Genomic DNA, 20,192 nt, shown 5'->3' with positions numbered 1-20,192 from the left:
GCTCGTTCATAGGGAATTCAAAGACTGCGTTGATATCCCTTCCAGGTGCTGACTGAAACCGTGGCCCCGGCGCGTGTCGCCCGGGTGCTCGTCGTCGACGACGAGCCGAACATCTCCGCCCTGCTGAGCGCCACCCTGCGCCTGGTCGAGTTCGACGTGCGGGTGGCCGACTCCGGCCACAAGGCGCTGGTGGCGATGGAGGAGTTCGAGCCCGACCTGGTCGTGCTCGACGTGATGCTGCCCGACCTGGACGGCTTCGACGTGGCCCGGCGGCTGCGCTCGACCGGATCGCGGGTGCCGGTGCTCTTCCTGACCGCCCGCGACGCCGTCGAGGACCGCATCTCGGGGTTGTCGGCCGGTGCCGACGACTACGTCACCAAGCCCTTCAGCCTGGAGGAGGTCGTGCTGCGCATCCGGGCCATCCTGCGCCGCAGCCAGCCAGAACTCGAAGCGCCGGGCGAATCGGGGGTGCTGCGCTACGCCGATCTGGAGATGAACGAGGACGCGCACGAGGTTCGCCGGGCGGGCCGGCTCATCGACCTCTCGCCGACCGAGTTCAACCTGCTCAAGTACCTGATGATCAACGCCGGCCGGGTGGTCAGCAAGGCGCAGATCCTCGACCGGGTCTGGAAGTACGACTTCGGCGGTGACGGGCGGATCGTCGAGTCGTACGTCTATTACCTGCGCCGCAAGATCGACAAGACCGACCCGCCGCTGATCCACACCGTGCGCGGGGTGGGTTATGCCCTGAGACTGCCTCGCGGCGAAGAGTGAAGGTCAGGCGCTGGGGGCACTGGACCCTGCGTTCGCGGCTGGTCCTGGTCGTGGGCGCGCTCGCCGCGGTCGCCCTGGTGCTCGCCAACGTGGCCGGGGTCCTGCTCATCCGTTCCTACCTGCAACAGCGGATCGACGATCAACTGCGCGGGATGACCCGGCCGTACGCCTCGGCGCCGCGCCCCGACGCCGGATTCTTCCCCCGCAATCGCGTCCTGCGGCTCGGCCCCGACCAGGTCGTCTACGTCTACAACGCCGACGGCACGCTGGACGCGTCGCTCAGCTCCAGCGCCGACGCCAACCGGCCGGCCGTCGAGGCGTACAGCAAGGTCGCCGAAAGAGAAGCCGGCGTCCCCTTCACGGTTCCGGCGCGTGACGGCAGTGCCGACTGGCGGCTGATCGCGGTCGCCAACGCGGAGACCGGCGGTGTCGCGGTGATGGGGCTGTCCCTGTCGGAGGTGCAGCAGACCACCGAGACGCTCGTGCTCATCGACGCCGGGGTGAGCCTGCTTCTGCTCGCCCTTCTCGGTCTGGGTGCGGCTTTCGTCGTACGGCTCGGCCTGCGCCCGCTGACCGACATGGAACGCCTGGCCACCGACATCTCGGCCGGCAACCTCTCCGGCCGGGTGGCCGACACCGACCCGCACACCGAGCCGGGCCGGCTCGGCTCGGCGCTGAACTCGATGCTGAGCCGCATCGAGGCCGAGGTCGACGCCCGCACCGCCTCCGAGCGGCGGCTGCGCCAGTTCGTCGCGGACGCCTCGCACGAGCTGCGGACGCCGCTGACCTCGATCCGCGGCTTCGCCGAGCTCTACCGGCGCGGCGGCGCCCCGCCCGGTCCCGCGCTGGACGAGACGATGAGCCGCATCGAGTCGGAGGCCGGCCGGATGGGCGTGCTGGTCGAGGACATGCTGTTGCTGGCCCGGCTCGATCAGCAGCGCACGCCCAAGCGCAAGCCGGTCGACCTGCTGGAGATCGCGGCCGACACGATCCGCGACGCGCACGCCCGGGTCCCGGACCGGCCGGTGCAGTTGGAAGGTCTGGCCGACGGCGACGACACGTTCGAGCCGGCCACCGTCCTGGGCGACGAGCACGGCCTGCGCCAGGTCGCCACCAACCTCGTCGCCAACGCCCTTCAGCACACGCCGGCTCAGGCGAAGGTCACGGTCCGGGTGGGGCGGGTGCCGGCTCGGCCGCCGGCCGACGGCAGCGTGCTTTCGGGTCAGATCTCGTACGACGCCACGCCGCTCGCGGTGCTCGAAGTGACCGATGACGGGCCGGGTGTCCCGGCCGCGCACGCCGCCCGCGTCTTCGAGCGGCTCTATCGAGCGGACTCGAGCCGTACGCGGGGAAAGGGTGGCGGATCGGGTCTCGGCCTGTCCATCGTGGCCGCCATCGTGCACGGTCACGGAGGGTGGGTCGAGCTCGACACCTCGGGCCAGGGCGGCGCGACCTTCCGGGTGTTGTTGCCCACGAACGGTGACACGGCGTGATCTTTCCGAGGTGGCTCCGAGGTTGCTAGGAAGCTCCTCCCAGGCCGCTTCGCCACAGTGTCCGGCATGCCAGCGCGCCTCAACCTGCGACGTCCCTCGGTGGCGGTCAACACCGCCCTCGGCGTCGCCCTCGTAGCCGGGGGCTTCTGGGCGTACCAGACCCTCTCAGGATCGGACTCCACCCCGGCCGCCAACGCGTCGGCCCGCACGATGGCGGTGCAGACGGGCACGGTCACCAAGACCGTGACCGCCGACGGCACGCTCGAGAGCGGCAGCACCGCGAGCGCCAGCTTCGTCACCGGCGGCACCGTCACCTCGATCAGCGTCAAGGTCGGTGACAAGGTCACTAAGGGCCAGATCCTGGCCAAGGTCGACCCGGCCGCGGCCGAGCGGACCCTCGACGCGGCCAACGCCGACCTGGACGCCGCCCAGGACGCGCTCGACCGGGCCGAGGACGCCGGCTCCGACACCTCCTCGGCCTCCAACGAGGTCGAGCAGGCCCAGCTCGCGGTCGACGAGGCGGAGGCCGGCGTCACCGGCACGGTGCTCAAAGCGCCGATGGCGGGCACGGTCACCGCGGTCAACGGCACGCTCGGCAGCTCCTCCTCGGGCACCGGCTCGTCCTCGTCGTCCTCGTCGTCCGCCGGCGGCGGCCAGCAGGGCGGTGGCGGCGCGACCGGCGGTGGCTCGTCCGCCACGTCGTCGAGCTCGTCGTCCTCCTCCGGCTTCGTCGACATCGCCGACCTGACCAAGCTTCAGGTCACCGCCTCGTTCGCCGAGGCCGACGCGACCAAGCTCAAGGAGAAGCAGGCGGCCCAGGTCACCTGGAACGCGCTCGACAACACCACCGCCACGGCCAAGGTCGCCGCGATCGACCCCTCGGCGACGACCTCGAACAACGTGGTCACCTACGGCGTGACGCTGACCCTGGACAAGGTGCCGTCGGGGGCCAAGGCCGGGCAGACGGTGTCGGTCGCGGTCACCACCGGCAGCGTCGAGAACGCGGTCTACGTCAACTCGGCCGCGATCACCACGGTCGGCAACCGGCACACGGTCACCGTGGTCAGCAACGGCGCCTCCGAGACGCGGTCGGTCGAGATCGGCCTCGAGGGCGACAGCGCCACCCAGGTCACCTCCGGGCTGACCGCGGGGGAGCAGGTCCAGTTGAAGACCACCTCGACCACGACCGGCTCCGGCACCGGCAACGCGGGCGGCGGCGGCTTCCCGGGCGGCGGCGGCCAGGGTGGGTTCCCCGGCGGTGGCGGCGGCAACTTCGGCGGCGGGGGCGGACGATGACCCGCCCGGTCCTGGACGTCCGCGACCTGAAGAAGATCTACGGTCAGGGCGAGGCGACCGTGCACGCGCTGCGCGGGGTGTCGGTGACCGTCGAGCGCGGCGACTACGTGGCCATCATGGGCTCCTCCGGCTCCGGCAAGTCGACGCTGATGAACATTTTGGGCGCCCTGGACATCCCGACCTCCGGCACCTATCGGCTGGACGGCGTGGACGTCAGCCGGCTCGGCGACCGGCAGCTGGCCCTGGCCCGCAACCGGCTCATCGGCTTCATCTTCCAGGCGTTCAACCTGATCCCGCGGACCTCCGCCGTGGCGAACGTGGAGCTTCCCCTGGCGTACGCCGGGGTCAAGCCCAAGGAGCGCCGCAAGCGCGCCATGGCCGCACTCGACATCGTGGGGCTGGCCGATCGGGCCCGGCACGAGCCGAACCAGCTCTCCGGCGGCCAGCAGCAGCGTGTGGCGGTGGCCCGGGCGCTGGTCACCGAGCCGGCGCTGCTGCTGGCCGACGAGCCGACCGGAAACCTGGACAGCCGCTCCACCGAGGACGTGCTCAACGTCTTCGACCAGCTCAGCTCGTCCGGGCGCACGATCGTGCTGATCACCCACGAGCCCGAGGTGGGCGACCGGGCGAAGCGGCTGATCCGCCTGGTCGACGGGGACATCGTCACCGACGTACGGCAATCGCCGATCAACCAGCCGCCGGTCGGCGTCTTCGCCGCGGGAAGGCACTCGCTGTGAGCTTCTACGAGGTAGTGCGCTTCGCGCTGCGAGGCCTGTCGGCCAACAAGCTGCGGTCGGCGCTGACCATGCTCGGCATCCTGATCGGCGTGGCGGCGGTGATCCTGCTGGTCGCGGTCGGCAACGGCTCGGCCAAGGCGATCAGCGACCGCATCGAGGCGCTCGGCACCAACACGATCACCGTGATGAGCACCGGCCGGGGCGGGTCGAGCAGCACCGCGCTGACCAAGGACATGGCCGACGCGCTGGTCGACCCGGTGCTCGCGCCCGACGTCAAGTCGGTGTCGCCGGTCGTCAGCTCGTCCGCGACCGTCACCTACGAGGGCACCGACCACGACGTGAGCTCGTTCGTCGGCACCACGCCGGGCTGGTTCACCGCGTCCAACACGCCGGTCGGGCAGGGCGCCGCCTTCACCGCCGACGACGAGGCGCAGGGCCGCCGGGTCGTGGTCATCGGGCAGACCGTGGCCGAGGAGCTCTTCCCCGGCGTCGACCCGATCGACAAGCAGGTCACGGTCGGCGGGGCGCTGTTCACGGTGGTCGGCGTGCTGTCGGAGAAGAGCTCGACCGGATTTCAGGACGCCAACGACACCGCGGTGGCGCCGCTGACCGCCGTCCGGCAGGTCCTGACGGGTTACGGCTCGCTGAACTCCATCCTGGTCGAAGCGGCCGACCCCGACAAAGTCGACGCGGTGCAGTCGGAGGTGTCCACGATCCTCGACCAGAAGATGAACGTGACGTCGTCGACCACCCCTTACCGCATCCAGAACGCGTCCCAGCTGCTGGCGACGCAGACCGAGACGGCCGACACGTTCACCACGCTGCTCGGCGCCGTGGCCGCGATCAGCCTGCTGGTCGGCGGCATCGGCATCACCAACATCATGCTGGTCACGGTGACCGAGCGGACCCGCGAGATCGGCATCCGCAAGGCGCTGGGCGCCCCGCGCCGGGTCATCCTGACCCAGTTCCTGATCGAGGCGACGCTGCTGAGCGTCATCGGCGGCGCCCTGGGCGTGGCCGCGGCGCTGATCGGCAGCAGCTTCGAGATCGTCGGCGTCAAACCGGTGATCGTGCCCAGCTCCGTGGGGCTCGCCCTGGGCGTCTCCATCGCGATCGGACTGTTCTTCGGCGGCCTGCCGGCCAGCCGCGCCGCCCGGCTGCGTCCCATCGACGCGCTGCGCTACGAGTGAGGACCGCTGTTATGGCAATGAATGACGACACCGCCGTGCTGTCGATGACCGACCCGCCGAAGGACGAGGACGACGGCTTCGCCACCGAACTGGCCAAGGCGGCGCCGAAGCGCTGGTGGAACAAGGGCACCGTGGTGCTCGGGGCGATCGTGCTGCTGGTCGGCGGTTTCGCGGGCGGGCTCCAGGCCCAGAAGCAGTGGGGCGACTCCGGCACGGGCGGCGGGGGAGGGAACCGGGCGGCCGCGTTCGGCGGAGGCCAGAACCGGGCCGGATACGGCGCGGCGGGCGGCTTCCCGGGTGGCGGCCAGGGCTTCCCCGGCGCGGCGAACGGCGGCACGAACGGCGGTGCGAACGGCGGTGCGAACGGCGGTGCGAACGGTGCGAACGGCGGCGGGAACACGGCGGCCGGTGGCAGCGCGAGCACGGCGGCCGCGGCCACGACGGGCACGGTGAAGCTGGTCAACGGCACCACGATCTACGTGGAGAAGGCCGACGGGACAGTGGTGACGGTCAGGACCGACGGCACGACGAAGGTCGCGACGGCCACGCCGGGCAAGGTCGCCGACGTGAAGGCCGGCCAGTCGGTCACCATCCAGGGCGCGGCCGGCGCCGACGGCTCGGTCACCGCGACGTCGGTGACCGCGCAGCGGGAGTAACGCGCGAAAAATATGTCCTGAGCAGTATGTATGTGACATTGTCAATACGTGCGAACCCATTGATGAGTCCCCTCCGTATTCCTAGGCTGAGAGCCAGCTGGGAGCGGAGGGGGTGGGTGCGTGCTGCCCGAGGGAACCGCCCTGCGAGGGCGCGATGAGCTCCTTGCCACGATCGAGAGCCGGCTGGCCACGGGCGGCGGAGCGGCCCTGCACGGCCCGGCCGGCATCGGCAAGACCGCCCTGCTCGACGCGGTGGCGGCCGCGGCGGCCGGGCGCGGCGAGCTGGTGCTCCGGCTGCGGCCCGTGCGGAGTGAGCGCGCGTTGCCGTACACCGGAATCTCCGACCTGGTGACCCAGCTCCCGGACGAGGCGGCCGCCGGTCTGCCGCCGGCCCAGCGCGCGGCCCTGACCGCCCTGCGCCAGGGCCTGCCGCCGCGAGCGGGCGCCCCGGCGCTGGCCCGCCGCCTGGTGCTGCCGCTGCTGCTGGCCCAGGCCGCCCGCGGCCGGGCGGTGCTGCTGGTCCTCGACGACTGCCAGTGGCTCGACGCCGAGTCGGCCGAGCTCATCGCGTTCGCCATGCGCCGCCGCCCGGGCCCTCGCATCCGGGCGATAGCCGCTCAGCGCCGCCCGGACACCCCGGTCCTGTCCGAGGCCGGCCCGGCCGAGGGGCGCCCTCGGGTGCGAGCGGCGCCGGGGCGGGGTGACGGGACCGGGCAGCGGCATCGGGCGGCCCGGCTCTGCCCGGCGCCGGTGCTCGAGGTGGCGGTGCCGCCGCTGTCGCCCGACGACCTCACCGAGCTGCTCGAGGCGCGGGGTCTGCCCTGCCGCACCGCCAGCCGGATGCACGAGGCGAGCGCGGGGAATCCGTTTCTCGCGCTCACCCTGGCCGCGGCGGTGGCGCCGGGGCCCGCGTGGCGGCCGGCGCCGCTGCCGGAGGCGGCCCGGGACATGCTGGGGGACCGGCTGGCGGGGCTCGGGGACGAGGTGCGGCGGACGCTCCTCACCGCCGCGCTGGCGGTCGAGCCGACCGTCACCGTGCTGCTGCGGGGCGGGCGGGACGATGCCGTACGGGATCTGCGCCATGCCGCCGCGGCCGGTGTGGTCCGGCTCGACGGTGAGGCCGTGCGGTTCACGCCGCCGCTGCTGGCGACCGTGCTCGTCGAAGGGGCGAGCGCGGGGGAGCGGGTCGAGGTGCACACCGCCCTGGCCGCCGGGGCCGTCGATCCGGTCGAAGCTCTGCGGCATCGGGCGCTGCGCAACGGGCGGCCGGACGGCGCCGTGGCCCGCTCGCTCGCCGCGGCCGCCGATCGGTGTGCCGAGGGCGGGGCCGGCCGCACTGCGGCCGAGCTCTATCTGCTCGCGGCCGACCGGTGCCCGCACACGCACGCCGCCCTGCGGCTCGACTGGCTGGTGGCGGCCGCCCGCACGGCTTTGACCGCGGGGGCCGGCGCCCTGGCCGGGCGGGCCGCCGAAGCGGTCATCGCGGGTGGCGCCCCGGCCGGGCACCGGGTGCGGGCCCGGGTCGTGCTGCTCGACCTGGCGGGGCAGGGGATCGCCGACATGGGCGAGATGTTCGCCGCGGCGCTGGCCGAGGCCGGTGACGATCCCGCCCTCCAGGCGCCGGTGCGGCTGCGGCTGACCTGGGCCGCCTTTCTGACCGGGGACCCCGACGCGGCCGAGGCCGAGGCCGGGCGGACGGTCGCCGCCGCCCGCAGCGCCGGCGACCCGACCACCGAGGCCATGGCGCTGAGCATCCTGGCCCAGATCCAGCGGCTGCGGGGCGAGACCGGCTGGGCGCGGACCCTGCGGCAGGCGCTCGCCCTGCCCGCCGCGCCGGCGCCGGACTGGCTGCACTACGGGCCGCGCTACATGGCGGCCCGTTTCGCGATGGTCGACGACCGGCTCGGCGAGGCCCGCGACGAGCTGCTCAAGCTGCTCGTCGTGGCCGAGCAGGACCGCATCGGCGAGGCCCGGGTCGAGGTGCTGCGCAGCCTCTCCGAGGTGGCCACCCGGGCCGGGCGCTGCCGGGAGGCGCTGCGGTACGCCCACCGCGCCGTCCGGGCCGCGCAGCACGCCGGGCTCAGCCCGGGTCCGACCTGGCACACCGCGGCCGTGGCCGAGCTGGCCGGCGGGAGCCTGGCCGCGGCCACCGGCTTCGCCCGCCGCGGGGTGCGGGCCTCCGAACAGGAGGGTGACACCCTCTATCTGCGACGCAACCTGCACGCTCTCGGGCAGGCCGAGCTGCGGGCCGGGCAGACCCGGGCCGGGGTGGCGGCGCTGCTGCGGTTGCGGGAGCTCGAGGCCGAGACCGGCGGGGCCGACCCGATGATCGTGCGCTGGCACGGTGACCTGGCCGGCGGGCTGGCCGCCCTGGGCGAGCACGTCGAGGCCGAGGCGATGCTGGCCGAGGCCCGGGCGGCCGCGCACCGGCTCGGCGACCATCCTGGTCTGAGCGGCTATCTCGACCGGGCCACCGCCGTGGTGCTTTCCGAGAGCGGTCAGGCGGAGTCGGCCGTACGCCTGTCGGCCGCCGCCGCTCAGCACTTCGCTCAGCTGCGCCAGCCGATCGAGCAGGCCCACGCGCTGCTCGTGCAGGGCAGCGCGGAGCGGCGGCGGCGCCGGTACGCGGCGGCGCGGGTGGCCATCGGCGCCGCGCTGGCGATCTTCCTGGCGGCCGACGCCAAGCCCTGGGCCGAGCAGACGGAGCGGGCCCTGGCCCGTACGGAAAGCAACTCCGCTCCTCTTGATCTGGGTTTGACCTCGACCGAGCTGCGGATCGCCGCCCTCGTGCGGGACGGCGCGAGCAACCGGGAGATCGCGAGCCGGCTGTTCCTGAGCGTCAAGACGGTCGAGGCGACGCTGACCCGCATCTACCGCAAGCTGGGCGTGCGTTCCCGGACCCAACTGTCCTCGCGGCTGCCCTCCGTGGCGGAGTTCACGTCAAACGTCTGACCAGGACATTCGGTACGGAGAGTGACCGCCGCTACAGTAATCCAGTGGTGACAGTCACGCCGGTAACGAACGTTTTACCTGCGTGATTTGGGTATGAGAGCCGGACCCGGGATCGTTGTACAGGAAGGCGACGAGGCCTATCGCCATCACGATCCGTTAAGGAGTCGGCCATGCCGTTCACGACCAAGCTTCGCGACGTTCGCACCGCACTGGCGAACCGCCGGACGATGCGGGTCGCCCACCGCAAGCTCACCGACGAGCTCGCGTCTTTCCGTACGACCGCCGAGCGCGCCGAGCTCGACGAGCTCATCAGCCGCCACACGGCCGCGGAGACCGAAGAGATCCGCGCGATCCTCTACCGCCAGGACCTGCACCGCCAGCAGGCCGGCGACCGTCAGACCGCCGGCCTTGGCGGTTACCTCGGCTGACCTAGCGTTTGCGGTCCTCCGGGACCGCTGACTTGGCCCGGATGCTGCCCGCGTGGGCTTTGGCATCCGGGTCTTTTCGTGTCTTCATCAGGCTGGCCACCGTCGTGACGACCAGGATGACCAGGATGACGACCAGGGACACCGACGTCGAGATCTCGGGCGCCGAGTGGGTGACGTCCTCGTGCAGCCAGTGCAGCACGAGCTTGGCGCCGATGAAGGCCAGGATGAGCGATAGGCCGGTGGAGAGGTAGACCAGCCGGTCGAGCAGGCCCTTCACCAGGAAGAAGAGCGCGCGCAGGCCGAGCAGGGCGAACGCGTTGGCCACGAAGACGATGAACGCCTCGTCGGTCACGCCGAACACGGCCGGGATCGAGTCGAGGGCGAACAGCAGGTCGGAGCTGCCGATCGCGATCAGCACGATGAACATCGGGGTGACCACGCGCCGGCCGTCGACCCTGGTGATCATCTTGCCGCCGATGTAGTCGTCGGTGACCGGCAGGAAGCGCTTGCTGGCCTTGACGAGCGCGTTGTCCTCGACGTCGGGATCCTCGTCGCGGTGCCGGAACAGCTGCACCGCCGTGAAGATGAGGATGAGGCCGAAGATCAGGAACATGAACGAGAAGAGCGACAGCAGGGTCGCCCCGAGCGCGATGAAGATGACCCGCAGCACCAGCGCGATGATGATGCCGAAGGTCAGGACCTCCTGCTGATATTTCTCGGGCACCGCGAAGGTGCTCATGATGATCACGAAGACGAAGAGGTTGTCGACCGACAGGCTCTTCTCGACGATGTATCCCGCGAAGTACTGAGCGCCGAAGTCCCAGCCGGCGATCATGCCGAAGACCACACCGAAGGCGACGGCCACGGTGATGTAGAAGATCGACCACGCGGCGGCCTCGCGGAAGCCGACGGCGTGGGGGCGAAGGACGCCCAACGTCAGATCGAGGGCGAGCAGGGCGACGATGACGCCGATCGTCAACGTCCAGCCGAGCGCGGTGACCTCAAGTGGCATGAGTGGGGAACCTCCGGGCGATAAGCGGGGCGGTTGCCGATCAATCGTCCCCGCTTACCCTGGGAGATTCCTGAATAACCCGGTATTGACCTGCCCTTTATGCGACCTGGAAAGATCGTTTGGCCAGGCCCATCCAGAATCCGTCGATCGGCTGCTCGGGCGCGCGCTCCGGATCGTCGGCCGCGCCTAGGGTCAGGAACATCGGCGCGAAGTGCTCGATGGTGGGGTGGGCCCACGGCATGCCGGGCGCCCGGTTGCGGAAGTCGGCCAGCTCGTCGACGGCGCCGCGGGCCAGGGTCTCGGCGGCCCAGGCGTCGAACTCGCGCGACCAGCCCGGAGCGGCCGCGTCCGGCCGCCAGTCGCGCAGGAACGGCAGGCCGTGGGTGGTGAAGCCGGAGCCGACGATCAGCACGCCCTCGTCACGCAGCGGAGCGAGCCGCCGGCCGATCTCGAGCAACCGTTCGGGCTCGAGGGTCGGAAGGGACATCTGGAGCACGGGGATGTCCGCGCCGGGGTACATGACGGTCAGCGGCACGTACGCACCGTGATCGAGTCCGCGGCTGGTGCGGGCGACCGGCTCGTTGTCGGGCATGAGCTTCTCGATGCGGGCGGCCAGCTCGGGCGCGCCCGGCGCGGCGTAGGTGACCTCGTAGTACTTCCGCTCGAAGCCGCCGAAGTCGTAGACCAGCGGCACCGGCTCGGTCGCGCCGAGCATGAGCGGCGCCGACTCCCAGTGGGCCGAGGCCATCAGGATCGCCTTGGGCCGGGGCAGGCCGGCGGTCAGCTCCTCGAGCTGACTCACCCAGCGCGCGTCGTCGACCAGCGGCGGCGCGCCGTGGCTGAGGAAGAGAGCGGGCATGCGGGCCATGGGTGCCTCCGTTGAAGGTTCAACTTCCTGGAGGCAACCGTACCGCTATTTACTTGTAGCGTCAACTAAAACGTTCGACATTACCGTCAGTGTTCACGCGCCGTAGGGGGCACAATCTGTTATTGAGCAGGTGCAGAAAATAACCGGGGAGTTGATCTTGCGGTCAGTCCACTTCGGTGTTCGTTAAATTCCCTTTACGGGTGTCGTCACCCGGATGTGGAATGCCTGGTAGATGCACTCTTGCATCATGCATCCTCGATGAATGCACATCGGACTGAAAATTAGTCTCATGAGGACATTGCGCCGAGATGTGAGCGCTGGCATGCTACCCGATGTCGTGCTGGGGGGCGCTCACCGTAACGTTCGCGTCGAGCCACCGAAACTACTCTCGGTAGTCACCGCGCGAAGTTCACCGCAAGTCACGGCGCGACTAGGCGCGCGCGTGGAGAGGAGGCCCGGCAGTGGCGACATCGCCGCAGCTACCCCTCGCCGATGATCTGTTTCTCACCGCCCACGACTCGGTCAAGGGCAAGTGCCTGCTCTCCCCGGCCACCCTCGGCCTCGGCATGGCCGCCGCCCTGATCGGCGAGCTGGTGCTCTGGCGCCGGCTCGATCTGGTCGACGGCAAGATCCAGATCATCGACGACCGCCCCACCGGGGATCCGGCGGCCACCGCCGTCCTCGACCAGTTGCTGCGCGAGGGCCACCACCGGGCCATCCGCGACTGGATCTCGTTCCTGGCCACCGGCATCGCCGTCGACCTGGTCGAGCGCCGGTTGTCCCGCGCGGGGCTGGTGCAGCGCCAGGAGAAGCGCGGCCTGTTCGGCAGCAAGGTGTCGTTCGTGCCGAGCGACTCCATGATCGCCGGCTGGCCGGCCACCCGCATCCGCACGTTCATCGGCCGCGGCGAGATGCTCGACGTCCCCGACCTGGTGCTGGCCGGGCTCATCCTGGCCACCGGCCTCGACCAGCACGTCTTCGTCACCCTCGACACCCGCGGCCGCACCCAGCTGTTCGACCAGCTCAAGCGCCGTCTCCCCGCCATGCTGCACGAGCTGGTGAGCCAGACCGAGGCCGCGGTCGGCGACGCCGTCATGGCCCGCCGCGCCTGACACACACCGGACCACCCACCCCCTTCCCACAACCCCCTCAATGGAGATCCGCGTGTCCACCACGTCTACACAACCCCCTGAACAGAGCCAGCTGTCGAACGCACTGGCCCGCGACCGGCTCGGCGTCGCCGCGGTCGTCTTCTTCGTGATGTCCGCGGCCGCGCCGCTCACCGTCGTCGCCGGCGTGGTGCCGACCGGTCTCGCCGTCACGGGCCTGACCGGCATCTCCATCGCCTTCGTGGCGGTCGCGCTCGTGCTGGCGATCTTCGCGGTCGGCTACGTCGCCATGGCCCGCCACATCGCCAACGCCGGCGCGTTCTACGCCTACATCTCCCAGGGCCTCGGCCGGCCGCTCGGCGTCGGCGCCTCCTGGGTGGCCCTGCTGGCGTACAACATGTTCCAGATCGCGTCGTACGGCGGCTTCGGCGCCATCGCGGCCCCGCTGTTCTCCGACTGGTTCGGCGTCGACATCAAGTGGTGGGTCCTGGCGCTGATCTGCTGGGCGCTGACCGCCGTGCTCGGCGTGCTCGACGTCGCCGTCAACGGCAAGGTCCTGGCCACCCTGCTGGTGGCCGAGATCGTCGTGGTGATCGCGTTCAGCTTCGCCGACATCTTCTCCCCGAACTTCTCGGCCTCCTCGGCCCCGCTCGACCCCGGCACGCTGGTCGGCGCCGGCTCGGGCGCCCTGCTGGTCATGGCCGTCACCGGCTTCGTCGGCTTCGAGCAGTCGGTCGTGTTCTCCGAGGAGTCGCGCGACCCGCGGCGTACGGTCTCCCGCGCCACCTATCTCTCGGTCGCCATCATCGCCGTGCTCTACGGCTTCGCCGCCTGGGCCATGATCTCGGCCGCCGGTGACGACGTCGTCGGCCGCGCCGCCAACGAGGGCCCCGACCTGTTCTTCAACGTCGCCTCCGACCAGCTCGGCAGCTCCGCCCTGCACATCGGGCACGCGCTGTTCCTGACCTCGCTGATCGCCGCGATGATCTCGTTCCACAACATCATCTCGCGCTACACGTTCTCGCTCGGCCGCGAGGGCGTGCTGCCCCGCGCCTTCGGCAAGACCGTGCCCGGCACCGGCGCGCCCAAGAACGGCTCGCTGGCCCAGTCGGCCCTCGGCCTGATCGTCATCGTGGTCTACGCCGTGAACGGCTGGGACCCGCTGGTCAACCTGTTCTTCTGGGGCGGCACCGGCGGTGGCCTGGGCGTGCTGATCCTGGTCACCATCACCTCGGTCGCCGTCATCGGCTACTTCCTCAAGCACCCCGAGGGTGAGGACTTCTGGCACCGCATCGGCGCCCCGGTCCTCGGCACCATCCTCCTGATCATCATGACCTACCTGGCCATCGACAACATCGCGACGCTGCTCGGCGTGGAGCCCGGCAGCACGCCGGCGATCGTCGTGCCGCTGTCGTTCGCCGTCCTGTTCGTCGCCGGCCTCGTCTGGGCGCTGATCCTGCGTTCCACCAAGCCCCAGATCTACGCCGGCATCGGGCTCGGAGCCCGCAGCGCCACCGCAACGGGGGGCGGCGGATTCTCCGCGGCCCTCGCCAGCACCGAGGAGAACAAGTGAGTCACGGCACCATCCGTCCCGCCCGCGAGAACGAGATCGCCGACGTCGGTCTGCTGATCAGCCACTCGTTCTTCGAGCTGGACGCCAACCGGTACCTCGTGCCGTCGCTGGACGACCGGCTGCGGGTGATGGCCGACTTCTTCACGCTGCTGACCGAGTCCGCGGCCCGGGTCGACGTGATCGACAACCCGGACGGCGACGGCCTGGCGGCGACGGCGGTGTGGTTCGACTACACCAAGGAGTCGGCGGGACCGGAGAACTACGAGGAGCGCCTCAAGGCGCTGGCCGGTGTCTACCACGACCGGTTCGTCGCGCTGGACGAGCTCTTCGAGAAGCACCACCCGCACGACCCGCACTGGCACCTGGCGTTCCTCGCGGTCCACCCCGACCACCAGCACCACGGTCTGGGCAGCCAGCTCATGAAGCACACGCACGACGAGCTCAAGGAGTCCGGCGTGCCGGTCTACCTCGAGGCGACGAACCAGAACAACGTGCGCCTGTACCGCCGGACCGGCTACGTGGACATGGATCCGTTCGAGATGCTGCTGCCCGACGGCACGGCGTTCTACCGGATGTGGCACGCGGCCTGATCGCCTCGCCGGCCTTCCGCTGTCTCACCAGCGGAAGGCCGGTCCGCGGGTGACACCGCCGGGCAGCAGCGGGCGCTGGGTGTAGCGCCAGGACATGGCCACGACGACCTGACGGTCGCCGTGCTCGGGGCGCAGATCGCCCGGGCCGCACGTGTGCCGCAGGGCGAAATCGGTGAACATCAGACCCTTGCAGAGGTACGGGCCGGCGACCACGTCATCGGTGTCCGCGTCCCGCACGGTCAGCTCGATGTCGGCCTGGATCCCCGGCATCGCCTCCATCTGACCGGCCACCCGCACCGAACCGCCCAGGGCGTGACACGGCTTGGCCAGCACCGGATGGCCGAGATCCCAGCTGTACTCGTCGCCACATCGCCACGGCCCGAACTGCGCCTCGGCCCGCCCGGGACCGGCGGACACCCCGACGCCGGTCGGCCCCACCGAGACGCGCGCACCCGGAGCCTGAACCTTCGCCGGATCCTCCGCGCTGGCGGCGCCGCCACCCGACACCGTGCCGCCGCTGAGCCCGCCACTCGACCCGCCGCCGCTCAGCCCCGCGCCGCCCAGTTGCGCCCCGCTCTCGGCGAGGCTGCCGGAGATCTGCGGGGGACCGGCCGTCGGGCGCGGTGACTGGCGACCGGCCGGGGTCGCCGTGGCCACACCGGGCGCCACCGACGTGACCGGCGGGGCGGCGGCCGCGCCGGAGCCGGGGGAGTCGAGCAGCTGCCACGCGTTGAAGCCGCCCACGCCCGACACGGCCACGGCCAGCCCGATCAGCGCCACCATCATCCCGGGCCGGCGCCACTTCCAGGTGCGAGGTCCGTTGCGGGGGCGCTTGCGGGCGTTCGGCACCGGCCGCGACGACGGGTGCGACACGGCCCGCAGCCCCAGATCGGGGGTGGCCGCGTCGGCGTACTCCTGCGTCTGCCCGGCCAGGGCGGGAACCCCGGCCATCTCCCGGGCCAGCTCGCGCAGGGCGGCGTTCAGCTCGGCGGCCGACGGGCGGCGGGCCGGGTCCTTGGCCAGGCACCACGCGATCAGCTCCCACACCGCGGGAAGGACTCCGGGTGGGCACACCGGCTGCTCGTCCAGGTGCCCTCGAAGAACGGCCAGCGGCTCACCGGCGTACGGCGTCGAACCGGTTATCAGCTCGTAGAGGACGACACCGACGGCGTACACATCGGACGCGGGGGAGGCCTCGCCCTGGATCGCCTCGGGCGCCATGTAGTGCGGCGTGCCGACGATGGCCTGCGGTGTGGTGAGGCCGGCGGTGTCGAGCACGCGGGCGATGCCGAAGTCGGTCAGGCGTACCTCGAAACGCCCGTGGTTCTCCTGCAACAGGATGTTGTCCGGCTTGACGTCACGGTGCACGACGCCCAGCTCGTGTGCCTGGGTCAGGGCGGCCGCGACCTGCGCGAGCAGCTCGGCGGCGTCGGCCGGCGGCAGGGTGCCCATGGCCCGCACGTATTGCCGCAGGCTCCCGCCCGACACGTAGTCCATGACCAGCGCGAGCGAGCCGCCCACGCTGAACAGGTCACGGACGCCCACGATGTTCTCGTGCCGCATCATCATCAGGATCGTGCGCTCCTGCACGAAGCGGATGACCAGCTTGGGCTGCCGGAGAAGCCCTTCGTGCAGCAGCTTGACGGCCACGTCGGCCCCGGTGGCCCGGTCGATGCCGCGCCACACGGTGCCCGTCGCACCATGCCCGACCGGGCAGACCAGGACGTACGAGTTGCCTACGCAGCGCCCGCTGAGATCGGCGGTGGCGGCTTCGCCGGGGATGATGCCACCGGTGAGGGAGGGGGATGACTGCACGTGTCGTCGGATCCTTCCATCGAGCGCGTCCAACGTGGCCGAACCGCGACGATCGTCCAGATCGATGCCGGTACGGGCAACCGTCCGGCGCCCGTTCTGTCACAGAAGGTCAGTCCGGTCCGGCGCCCGTCACTCCACCCCGGCGAGGCTCGTTCTTTCTCCCGCTACCGTGCGCCCGGCGAGCGGCGCGGCGGGTGGCGGGCCCGCTAACGTGACGGGGACTTGTGGCACGGCGATGCGGGGGCGAACGTGGGCGAGACCGATCCGATCTGGCCGGCGGTGGACGAGGCGCGCCGCTGGCTCGACCTCAACAACGGCACACTGCCCCTGGAACTGACCTGCCGCATCCTCAAGGTCGCCGAGGAGGCGGGCGAGGCCGCCGAGGCCTGGATCGGCCTGCTGGGCCAGAACCCCCGCAAGGGCGTCACCCACACCCGCGACGACGTGGCGGCCGAACTGGCCGACGTGGCCTTCACCGCCCTGGTCGCCATCGCCAGCCTCGACCTCGACCCGCACCAGGCACTGGCCGGCTGCGCGGACAAGCTCCGCTCCCGGCTGCCCACCGACGCCGAGCCGCTGGTGTGGCCACCCCAGTCACCGGTCACGGGCTGAACGCCCGCAGCCCGAACCACTCGAGGTACTCCGGCCGCATCCGGTGCCCGCACACCACTCCGGGCGGTTCTCAGCGTGCCTCCCCTGCCGCTCGCGCCGACCCTTCGCGCCGGCCATGGACAGCCCGCTGCGTCAGCCACAGCAGCGGCTGGTCACCGTGGCGGGCGCGGCGAGAGGGCTGTTGACTTCGTCTTTGGTAAGTCGTAGCTTACGGTTCGTGGCGACTTACCGAGCGGACGGGTGGGAGGTCCTCGGGGATCCGACCCGGCGGGCCATCGTCGCCTGTCTGGCCGACGGGCCGCGGGCCGTCGGTGAGCTGGCCGGGGAGCTGCCGATCAGCCGGCCGGCGGTGTCGCAGCATCTGCGGGTGCTCAAGGACGCGGGGCTCGTCGACGACGAGGCGGCCGGCACCCGGCGGGTCTACCGGCTCAACCCGGCCGGGGTGGCGGCGCTGCGCGACCAGTTGGACGCGTTCTGGAGCCGGGCGCTCCGGGGCTATCAAGAGACCGTTGAGGGGGAAGAACCATGACGGAGACATCGGCGCCCACGGTGGTGCGGCGGATCGTGGTCAAGGCGCCTGTCGAGCGGGCCTTCGAGGTGTTCACGAAGCGGTTCGGTGACTTCAAGCCGCGCGAGCACAACATCATGAGCTCGCCCATCGTCGAGACGGTGTTCGAGCCTCGGGTCGGCGGGAACATCGTCGACCGCGCCGAGGACGGCACGGAATGCCGGTGGGCGCGGATCCTCGTCTACGAGCCGCCGAACCGGGTCGTGTTCAGCTGGGATATCGGGCCACAGTGGACCGTCGAGCTCGACCCTGACAACGCCAGCGAGGTCGAGGTCCGCTTCATCGCCGAAGGTCCCGATCAGACACGCGTCGAGCTGGAACACCGTCACATCGACCGGCACGGCCCCGGCTGGGAGTCCGTCCACGGCGGCGTCGACGCCGACCAGGGCTGGACGCTCTACCTGAACCGTTACGCCGCACTTATCGCCTGACGAGGTGAAGCGCGCAGCGTGACCGAGATCTGGTGTGAAGTGCCGGCCGAGGTGGCCCGGAGGCGGTTCGCGGCGCGGCGACGGCCGGGCTACTACCGCGATGCGCAAAGTCTGGCTGCGAACTGGGCGACGTGGAGCGCCGGTGCGGAACCGCTCGGACTGGGGACTGTCCTGCGGGTTCGCACCGACGCTCCGGTCGATGTGGAGGCGCTCGTCACGCGGATCCGTGCTTCTGGGTGAACTGGGTGATCTGGCTCAGGTTGTAGCGGGCGCTGTCCTCCGCCCTCTCCTCCCACGCGAACACGCACACCGTCGCGGTCCCGTCGAAGTCGAGCGAGTGCAGGGTCCGGAAGAAGACGTCCCAGTCGACCTCGCCCTGGCCGATGTCCAGATGCTGGTGGACGCGGGCCGTCGAGCCGGGCGGGTTGACGATGTAGCGCAGGCCGGATGATCCGCGGAAGTCGAACGAGTCGGCGATGTGGACCTGCGTGAGCAGCGGACCGGCGTACCTCATGATCGCCTCGAGGTCTCCGCCCTGGTGGAACGTGTGCGGGGCGCAGTAGAGGAACGACACCAGCTCCGAGTCGATGCCGCGGATCATGTCGATCGCGGCCAGGCCCTCCTCGATGAAGTCGTCCGGGTGCGGCTCGAGCACCAGCCGGACGCCCTCCCGCTCGAAGATCGGCAGCAGCTCCTCCATCGAGCGCCAGAACAGGGCCTCCGACTCGTCCGGCTGGTCGGGACGGCCGTTGAACTCCGAGTTCATCACGGTCACCCCGAGGTCCACCGTGATCTCGATGGCCCTCTTCCAGTAGCGCACCGCCGCCTGGCGGGCCTCCTCGGTCGGGCCCGACCACCGGTAGAGCGGCAGCACCGACGCCACCTCGACCGACGCCGCGGCCAGGGCCCGCCGGAACGCCGTCACCCCGGCGTTGTCCACCCGGGGGTGGACGAAGAACGGCAGGAAGTCGTCGCGCGGGGACATCTCGATGTAGTGGTAGCCCAGGTCGGCCACCACGCGCGGCAGGTCGAGCAGCGGGACCTTCCGCAGCATGTACGGGTCGAGGGCGATCTTCACGCGGCCACCTCCGCCCCGTACAGCTTCGGGCGTTCCACCAGCGTCACCGGCACCCGCTCGCCGGTCCGCAGGGCGGCCACGCCCGCGTCCGACACCACCGCCGCCGCGTAGCCGTCCCAGGCGCTCGGGCCGACCGGCCGGCCACCGGCGGTCAGCGAGTCGATCCACTCCTGGAACTCGACGTCGTACGCCCGCAGGAAGCGCTCCCGCCAGTCGACCGGCACCGGGCCGGCCGCGACACCGCCGTGGCGGATCGTCACCAGCGAGGCGTTGCCCAGCGCGGCCGTGCCGTTCTCGCCGACCACCTCGCCCCGGATGTCGTAGCCGTAGCGGATGTTCACCGAGATCTCCACGTCGACCAGCACCCCGCCGGCCATCTCCATGACCACGAACAGCGGGTCCTGCAACTCCCCGCCGTTGCCGCTGCGGCGCGGCACCAGCACGCGGACGGCCGCCACCTCGTCGTCGAACAGCCAGCGCACCATGTCGATCTCGTGCACCGCCGTGTCGGTGATCGCCATCTCCTTCTCGTAGAACGAGGGCACGCTGGCGTTGCGGTGAGCGCAGTGCATCATGAGCGGCCGGCCGATGACGGCGAGGGACGATTTCAGCGCGCGGTATTCCGCGTCGTAACGGCGCATATAGCCGACCTGAACCAGGCGCCGGCCCGCGGCGACCTCGGCGTCGAGGATGCGCAGGCAGGCCTCCTGGGTGGTGGCCAGCGGCTTCTCGCAGAACACCGGCTTGCCCGCGGCGATCGCGGCCAGCACGTACTCCTCGTGGGTCGGCCCCCACGAGCAGACCACTACCGCGTCCACCTCCGCCGCGCCGATCACCGAGGACCCGGAGGCGTGGACCCGGGCGCCGATCCGCGCGCCGACCGAGGCGGCCACCGTGGTGTCGACGTCCGTCACCGCCGTCACCTCGACTCCGGCCAGCACCGTCGTCATCCGGCGGATGTGGTCCTGCCCGATCATCCCGGTGCCGATCACTCCGACCTTCAGCATGGG

20 protein-coding genes are annotated in these 20,192 nt (G+C 71.1%); 15 read left to right on the top strand and 5 right to left on the bottom strand.

Annotation, left to right across the window (positions count from 1 at the left end; genetic code table 11):
• The first annotated feature begins 48 nt into the window (after positions 1-48).
• The 8 genes from ACQP2X_RS31490 to ACQP2X_RS31455 all read left to right on the top strand — a co-directional run bounded on the left by ACQP2X_RS31490 (position 49) and on the right by ACQP2X_RS31455 (position 9,526).
• Positions 49-774 carry a response regulator transcription factor gene (locus tag ACQP2X_RS31490; RefSeq protein WP_498701086.1) on the top strand — a complete coding sequence of 242 codons (726 nt, stop codon included), beginning with the start codon at positions 49-51 and terminating at the stop codon, positions 772-774.
• Positions 771-2,267 carry a sensor histidine kinase gene (locus ACQP2X_RS31485; protein ID WP_498688064.1) on the top strand — a complete coding sequence of 499 codons (1,497 nt, stop codon included), beginning with the start codon at positions 771-773 and terminating at the stop codon, positions 2,265-2,267. The genes ACQP2X_RS31490 and ACQP2X_RS31485 overlap by 4 nt, the downstream gene beginning before the upstream one ends.
• 66 nt (positions 2,268-2,333) lie before the next feature.
• On the top strand, positions 2,334-3,563 hold the full coding sequence (locus tag ACQP2X_RS31480) for an efflux RND transporter periplasmic adaptor subunit (RefSeq protein ID WP_498688062.1): 1,230 nt from the start codon (positions 2,334-2,336) through the stop codon (positions 3,561-3,563).
• Positions 3,560-4,300 carry an ABC transporter ATP-binding protein gene (locus ACQP2X_RS31475; RefSeq protein ID WP_498688061.1) on the top strand — a complete coding sequence of 247 codons (741 nt, stop codon included), beginning with the start codon at positions 3,560-3,562 and terminating at the stop codon, positions 4,298-4,300. The genes ACQP2X_RS31480 and ACQP2X_RS31475 overlap by 4 nt, the downstream gene beginning before the upstream one ends.
• A complete protein-coding gene (locus tag ACQP2X_RS31470; protein WP_498688059.1) occupies positions 4,297-5,490 on the top strand; it encodes an ABC transporter permease in 1,194 nt (397 codons plus the stop codon). Before ACQP2X_RS31475 ends, ACQP2X_RS31470 begins: the two co-directional genes overlap by 4 nt.
• Positions 5,491-5,507: 17 nt before the next feature.
• Complete coding sequence (locus tag ACQP2X_RS31465; RefSeq protein ID WP_498688057.1) at positions 5,508-6,146, top strand: hypothetical protein; 639 nt, start codon at positions 5,508-5,510, stop codon at positions 6,144-6,146.
• A gap of 120 nt (positions 6,147-6,266) precedes the next feature.
• Entirely contained in the window at positions 6,267-9,098 is a 2,832-nt protein-coding gene (locus tag ACQP2X_RS31460) for a helix-turn-helix transcriptional regulator (RefSeq protein ID WP_498688056.1), read from the top strand.
• 170 nt (positions 9,099-9,268) lie between these two features.
• Positions 9,269-9,526, top strand: coding sequence for a hypothetical protein (locus ACQP2X_RS31455; RefSeq protein ID WP_498688054.1), 258 nt, complete (start codon positions 9,269-9,271; stop codon positions 9,524-9,526).
• 1 nt (position 9,527) lies between these two features.
• Here the strand turns inward: ACQP2X_RS31455 and ACQP2X_RS31450 are convergent, their stop codons facing one another.
• Together ACQP2X_RS31450 and ACQP2X_RS31445 are read right to left on the bottom strand one after the other, a co-directional pair.
• Positions 9,528-10,538 carry a TerC/Alx family metal homeostasis membrane protein gene (locus ACQP2X_RS31450; RefSeq protein ID WP_498688052.1) on the bottom strand — a complete coding sequence of 337 codons (1,011 nt, stop codon included), beginning with the start codon at positions 10,536-10,538 and terminating at the stop codon, positions 9,528-9,530.
• A 97-nt stretch (positions 10,539-10,635) separates the two neighbouring features.
• Complete coding sequence (locus ACQP2X_RS31445; protein WP_498688050.1) at positions 10,636-11,406, bottom strand: dioxygenase family protein; 771 nt, start codon at positions 11,404-11,406, stop codon at positions 10,636-10,638.
• A 461-nt stretch (positions 11,407-11,867) separates the two neighbouring features.
• On the opposite strand from ACQP2X_RS31445, the gene ACQP2X_RS31440 reads away from it, so the two are divergent.
• Genes ACQP2X_RS31440 through ACQP2X_RS31430 form a run of 3 tightly spaced genes read left to right on the top strand, consistent with a single transcriptional unit; the run spans position 11,868 to position 14,678 of the window.
• Positions 11,868-12,518, top strand: coding sequence for a GOLPH3/VPS74 family protein (locus tag ACQP2X_RS31440; RefSeq protein WP_498688048.1), 651 nt, complete (start codon positions 11,868-11,870; stop codon positions 12,516-12,518).
• 52 nt (positions 12,519-12,570) lie between these two features.
• A complete protein-coding gene (locus ACQP2X_RS31435; RefSeq protein ID WP_498688047.1) occupies positions 12,571-14,088 on the top strand; it encodes an APC family permease in 1,518 nt (505 codons plus the stop codon).
• Complete coding sequence (locus ACQP2X_RS31430) at positions 14,085-14,678, top strand: GNAT family N-acetyltransferase (RefSeq protein ID WP_498688045.1); 594 nt, start codon at positions 14,085-14,087, stop codon at positions 14,676-14,678. Before ACQP2X_RS31435 ends, ACQP2X_RS31430 begins: the two co-directional genes overlap by 4 nt.
• A gap of 24 nt (positions 14,679-14,702) precedes the next feature.
• On the opposite strand, the gene ACQP2X_RS31425 is transcribed toward ACQP2X_RS31430, so the two are convergent.
• Positions 14,703-16,493, bottom strand: a complete 1,791-nt coding sequence (locus ACQP2X_RS31425) for a serine/threonine-protein kinase (RefSeq protein WP_498688044.1) — start codon at positions 16,491-16,493, stop codon at positions 14,703-14,705.
• Between the two features lie 249 nt (positions 16,494-16,742).
• Between ACQP2X_RS31425 and ACQP2X_RS31420 the strand changes: the two genes are divergently transcribed.
• The 4 genes from ACQP2X_RS31420 (at position 16,743) to ACQP2X_RS31405 (ending at position 18,344) form a co-directional block, all read left to right on the top strand.
• Entirely contained in the window at positions 16,743-17,105 is a 363-nt protein-coding gene (locus tag ACQP2X_RS31420; RefSeq protein WP_498688041.1) for a nucleoside triphosphate pyrophosphohydrolase family protein, read from the top strand.
• Between the two features lie 217 nt (positions 17,106-17,322).
• A complete protein-coding gene (locus ACQP2X_RS31415; protein ID WP_498688039.1) occupies positions 17,323-17,634 on the top strand; it encodes an ArsR/SmtB family transcription factor in 312 nt (103 codons plus the stop codon).
• Positions 17,631-18,104, top strand: a complete 474-nt coding sequence (locus tag ACQP2X_RS31410) for an SRPBCC family protein (protein WP_498688037.1) — start codon at positions 17,631-17,633, stop codon at positions 18,102-18,104. The genes ACQP2X_RS31415 and ACQP2X_RS31410 overlap by 4 nt, the downstream gene beginning before the upstream one ends.
• Positions 18,105-18,122: 18 nt before the next feature.
• On the top strand, positions 18,123-18,344 hold the full coding sequence (locus ACQP2X_RS31405) for a hypothetical protein (RefSeq protein ID WP_498688035.1): 222 nt from the start codon (positions 18,123-18,125) through the stop codon (positions 18,342-18,344).
• On the opposite strand, the gene ACQP2X_RS31400 is transcribed toward ACQP2X_RS31405, so the two are convergent.
• Both ACQP2X_RS31400 and ACQP2X_RS31395 read right to left on the bottom strand, forming a co-directional pair.
• Positions 18,319-19,182, bottom strand: a complete 864-nt coding sequence (locus tag ACQP2X_RS31400) for a sugar phosphate isomerase/epimerase family protein (protein WP_498688032.1) — start codon at positions 19,180-19,182, stop codon at positions 18,319-18,321. The two genes, ACQP2X_RS31405 and ACQP2X_RS31400, sit on opposite strands and share 26 nt — an antisense overlap.
• Positions 19,179-20,189, bottom strand: coding sequence for a Gfo/Idh/MocA family protein (locus ACQP2X_RS31395; protein ID WP_498688030.1), 1,011 nt, complete (start codon positions 20,187-20,189; stop codon positions 19,179-19,181). The genes ACQP2X_RS31400 and ACQP2X_RS31395 overlap by 4 nt, the downstream gene beginning before the upstream one ends.
• Positions 20,190-20,192: the final 3 nt, after the last annotated feature.

It is taken from the genome of Actinoplanes sp. CA-131856 (assembly GCF_050956135.1).
GTDB lineage: Bacteria > Actinomycetota > Actinomycetes > Mycobacteriales > Micromonosporaceae > Actinoplanes.
This window is presented reverse-complemented; position numbering and strand designations above follow the sequence as displayed.

Coding starts and splice junctions, on each gene's coding strand:
- ACQP2X_RS31480 (WP_498688062.1), top strand. CDS start 2,334: ATGCCAGCGCGCCTCAACCTGCGACGTCCCTCGGTGGCGGTCAACACC.
- ACQP2X_RS31475 (WP_498688061.1), top strand. CDS start 3,560: ATGACCCGCCCGGTCCTGGACGTCCGCGACCTGAAGAAGATCTACGGT.
- ACQP2X_RS31465 (WP_498688057.1), top strand. CDS start 5,508: ATGAATGACGACACCGCCGTGCTGTCGATGACCGACCCGCCGAAGGAC.
- ACQP2X_RS31455 (WP_498688054.1), top strand. CDS start 9,269: ATGCCGTTCACGACCAAGCTTCGCGACGTTCGCACCGCACTGGCGAAC.
- ACQP2X_RS31450 (WP_498688052.1), bottom strand. CDS start 10,538: ATGCCACTTGAGGTCACCGCGCTCGGCTGGACGTTGACGATCGGCGTC.
- ACQP2X_RS31445 (WP_498688050.1), bottom strand. CDS start 11,406: ATGGCCCGCATGCCCGCTCTCTTCCTCAGCCACGGCGCGCCGCCGCTG.
- ACQP2X_RS31410 (WP_498688037.1), top strand. CDS start 17,631: ATGACGGAGACATCGGCGCCCACGGTGGTGCGGCGGATCGTGGTCAAG.
- ACQP2X_RS31395 (WP_498688030.1), bottom strand. CDS start 20,189: ATGCTGAAGGTCGGAGTGATCGGCACCGGGATGATCGGGCAGGACCAC.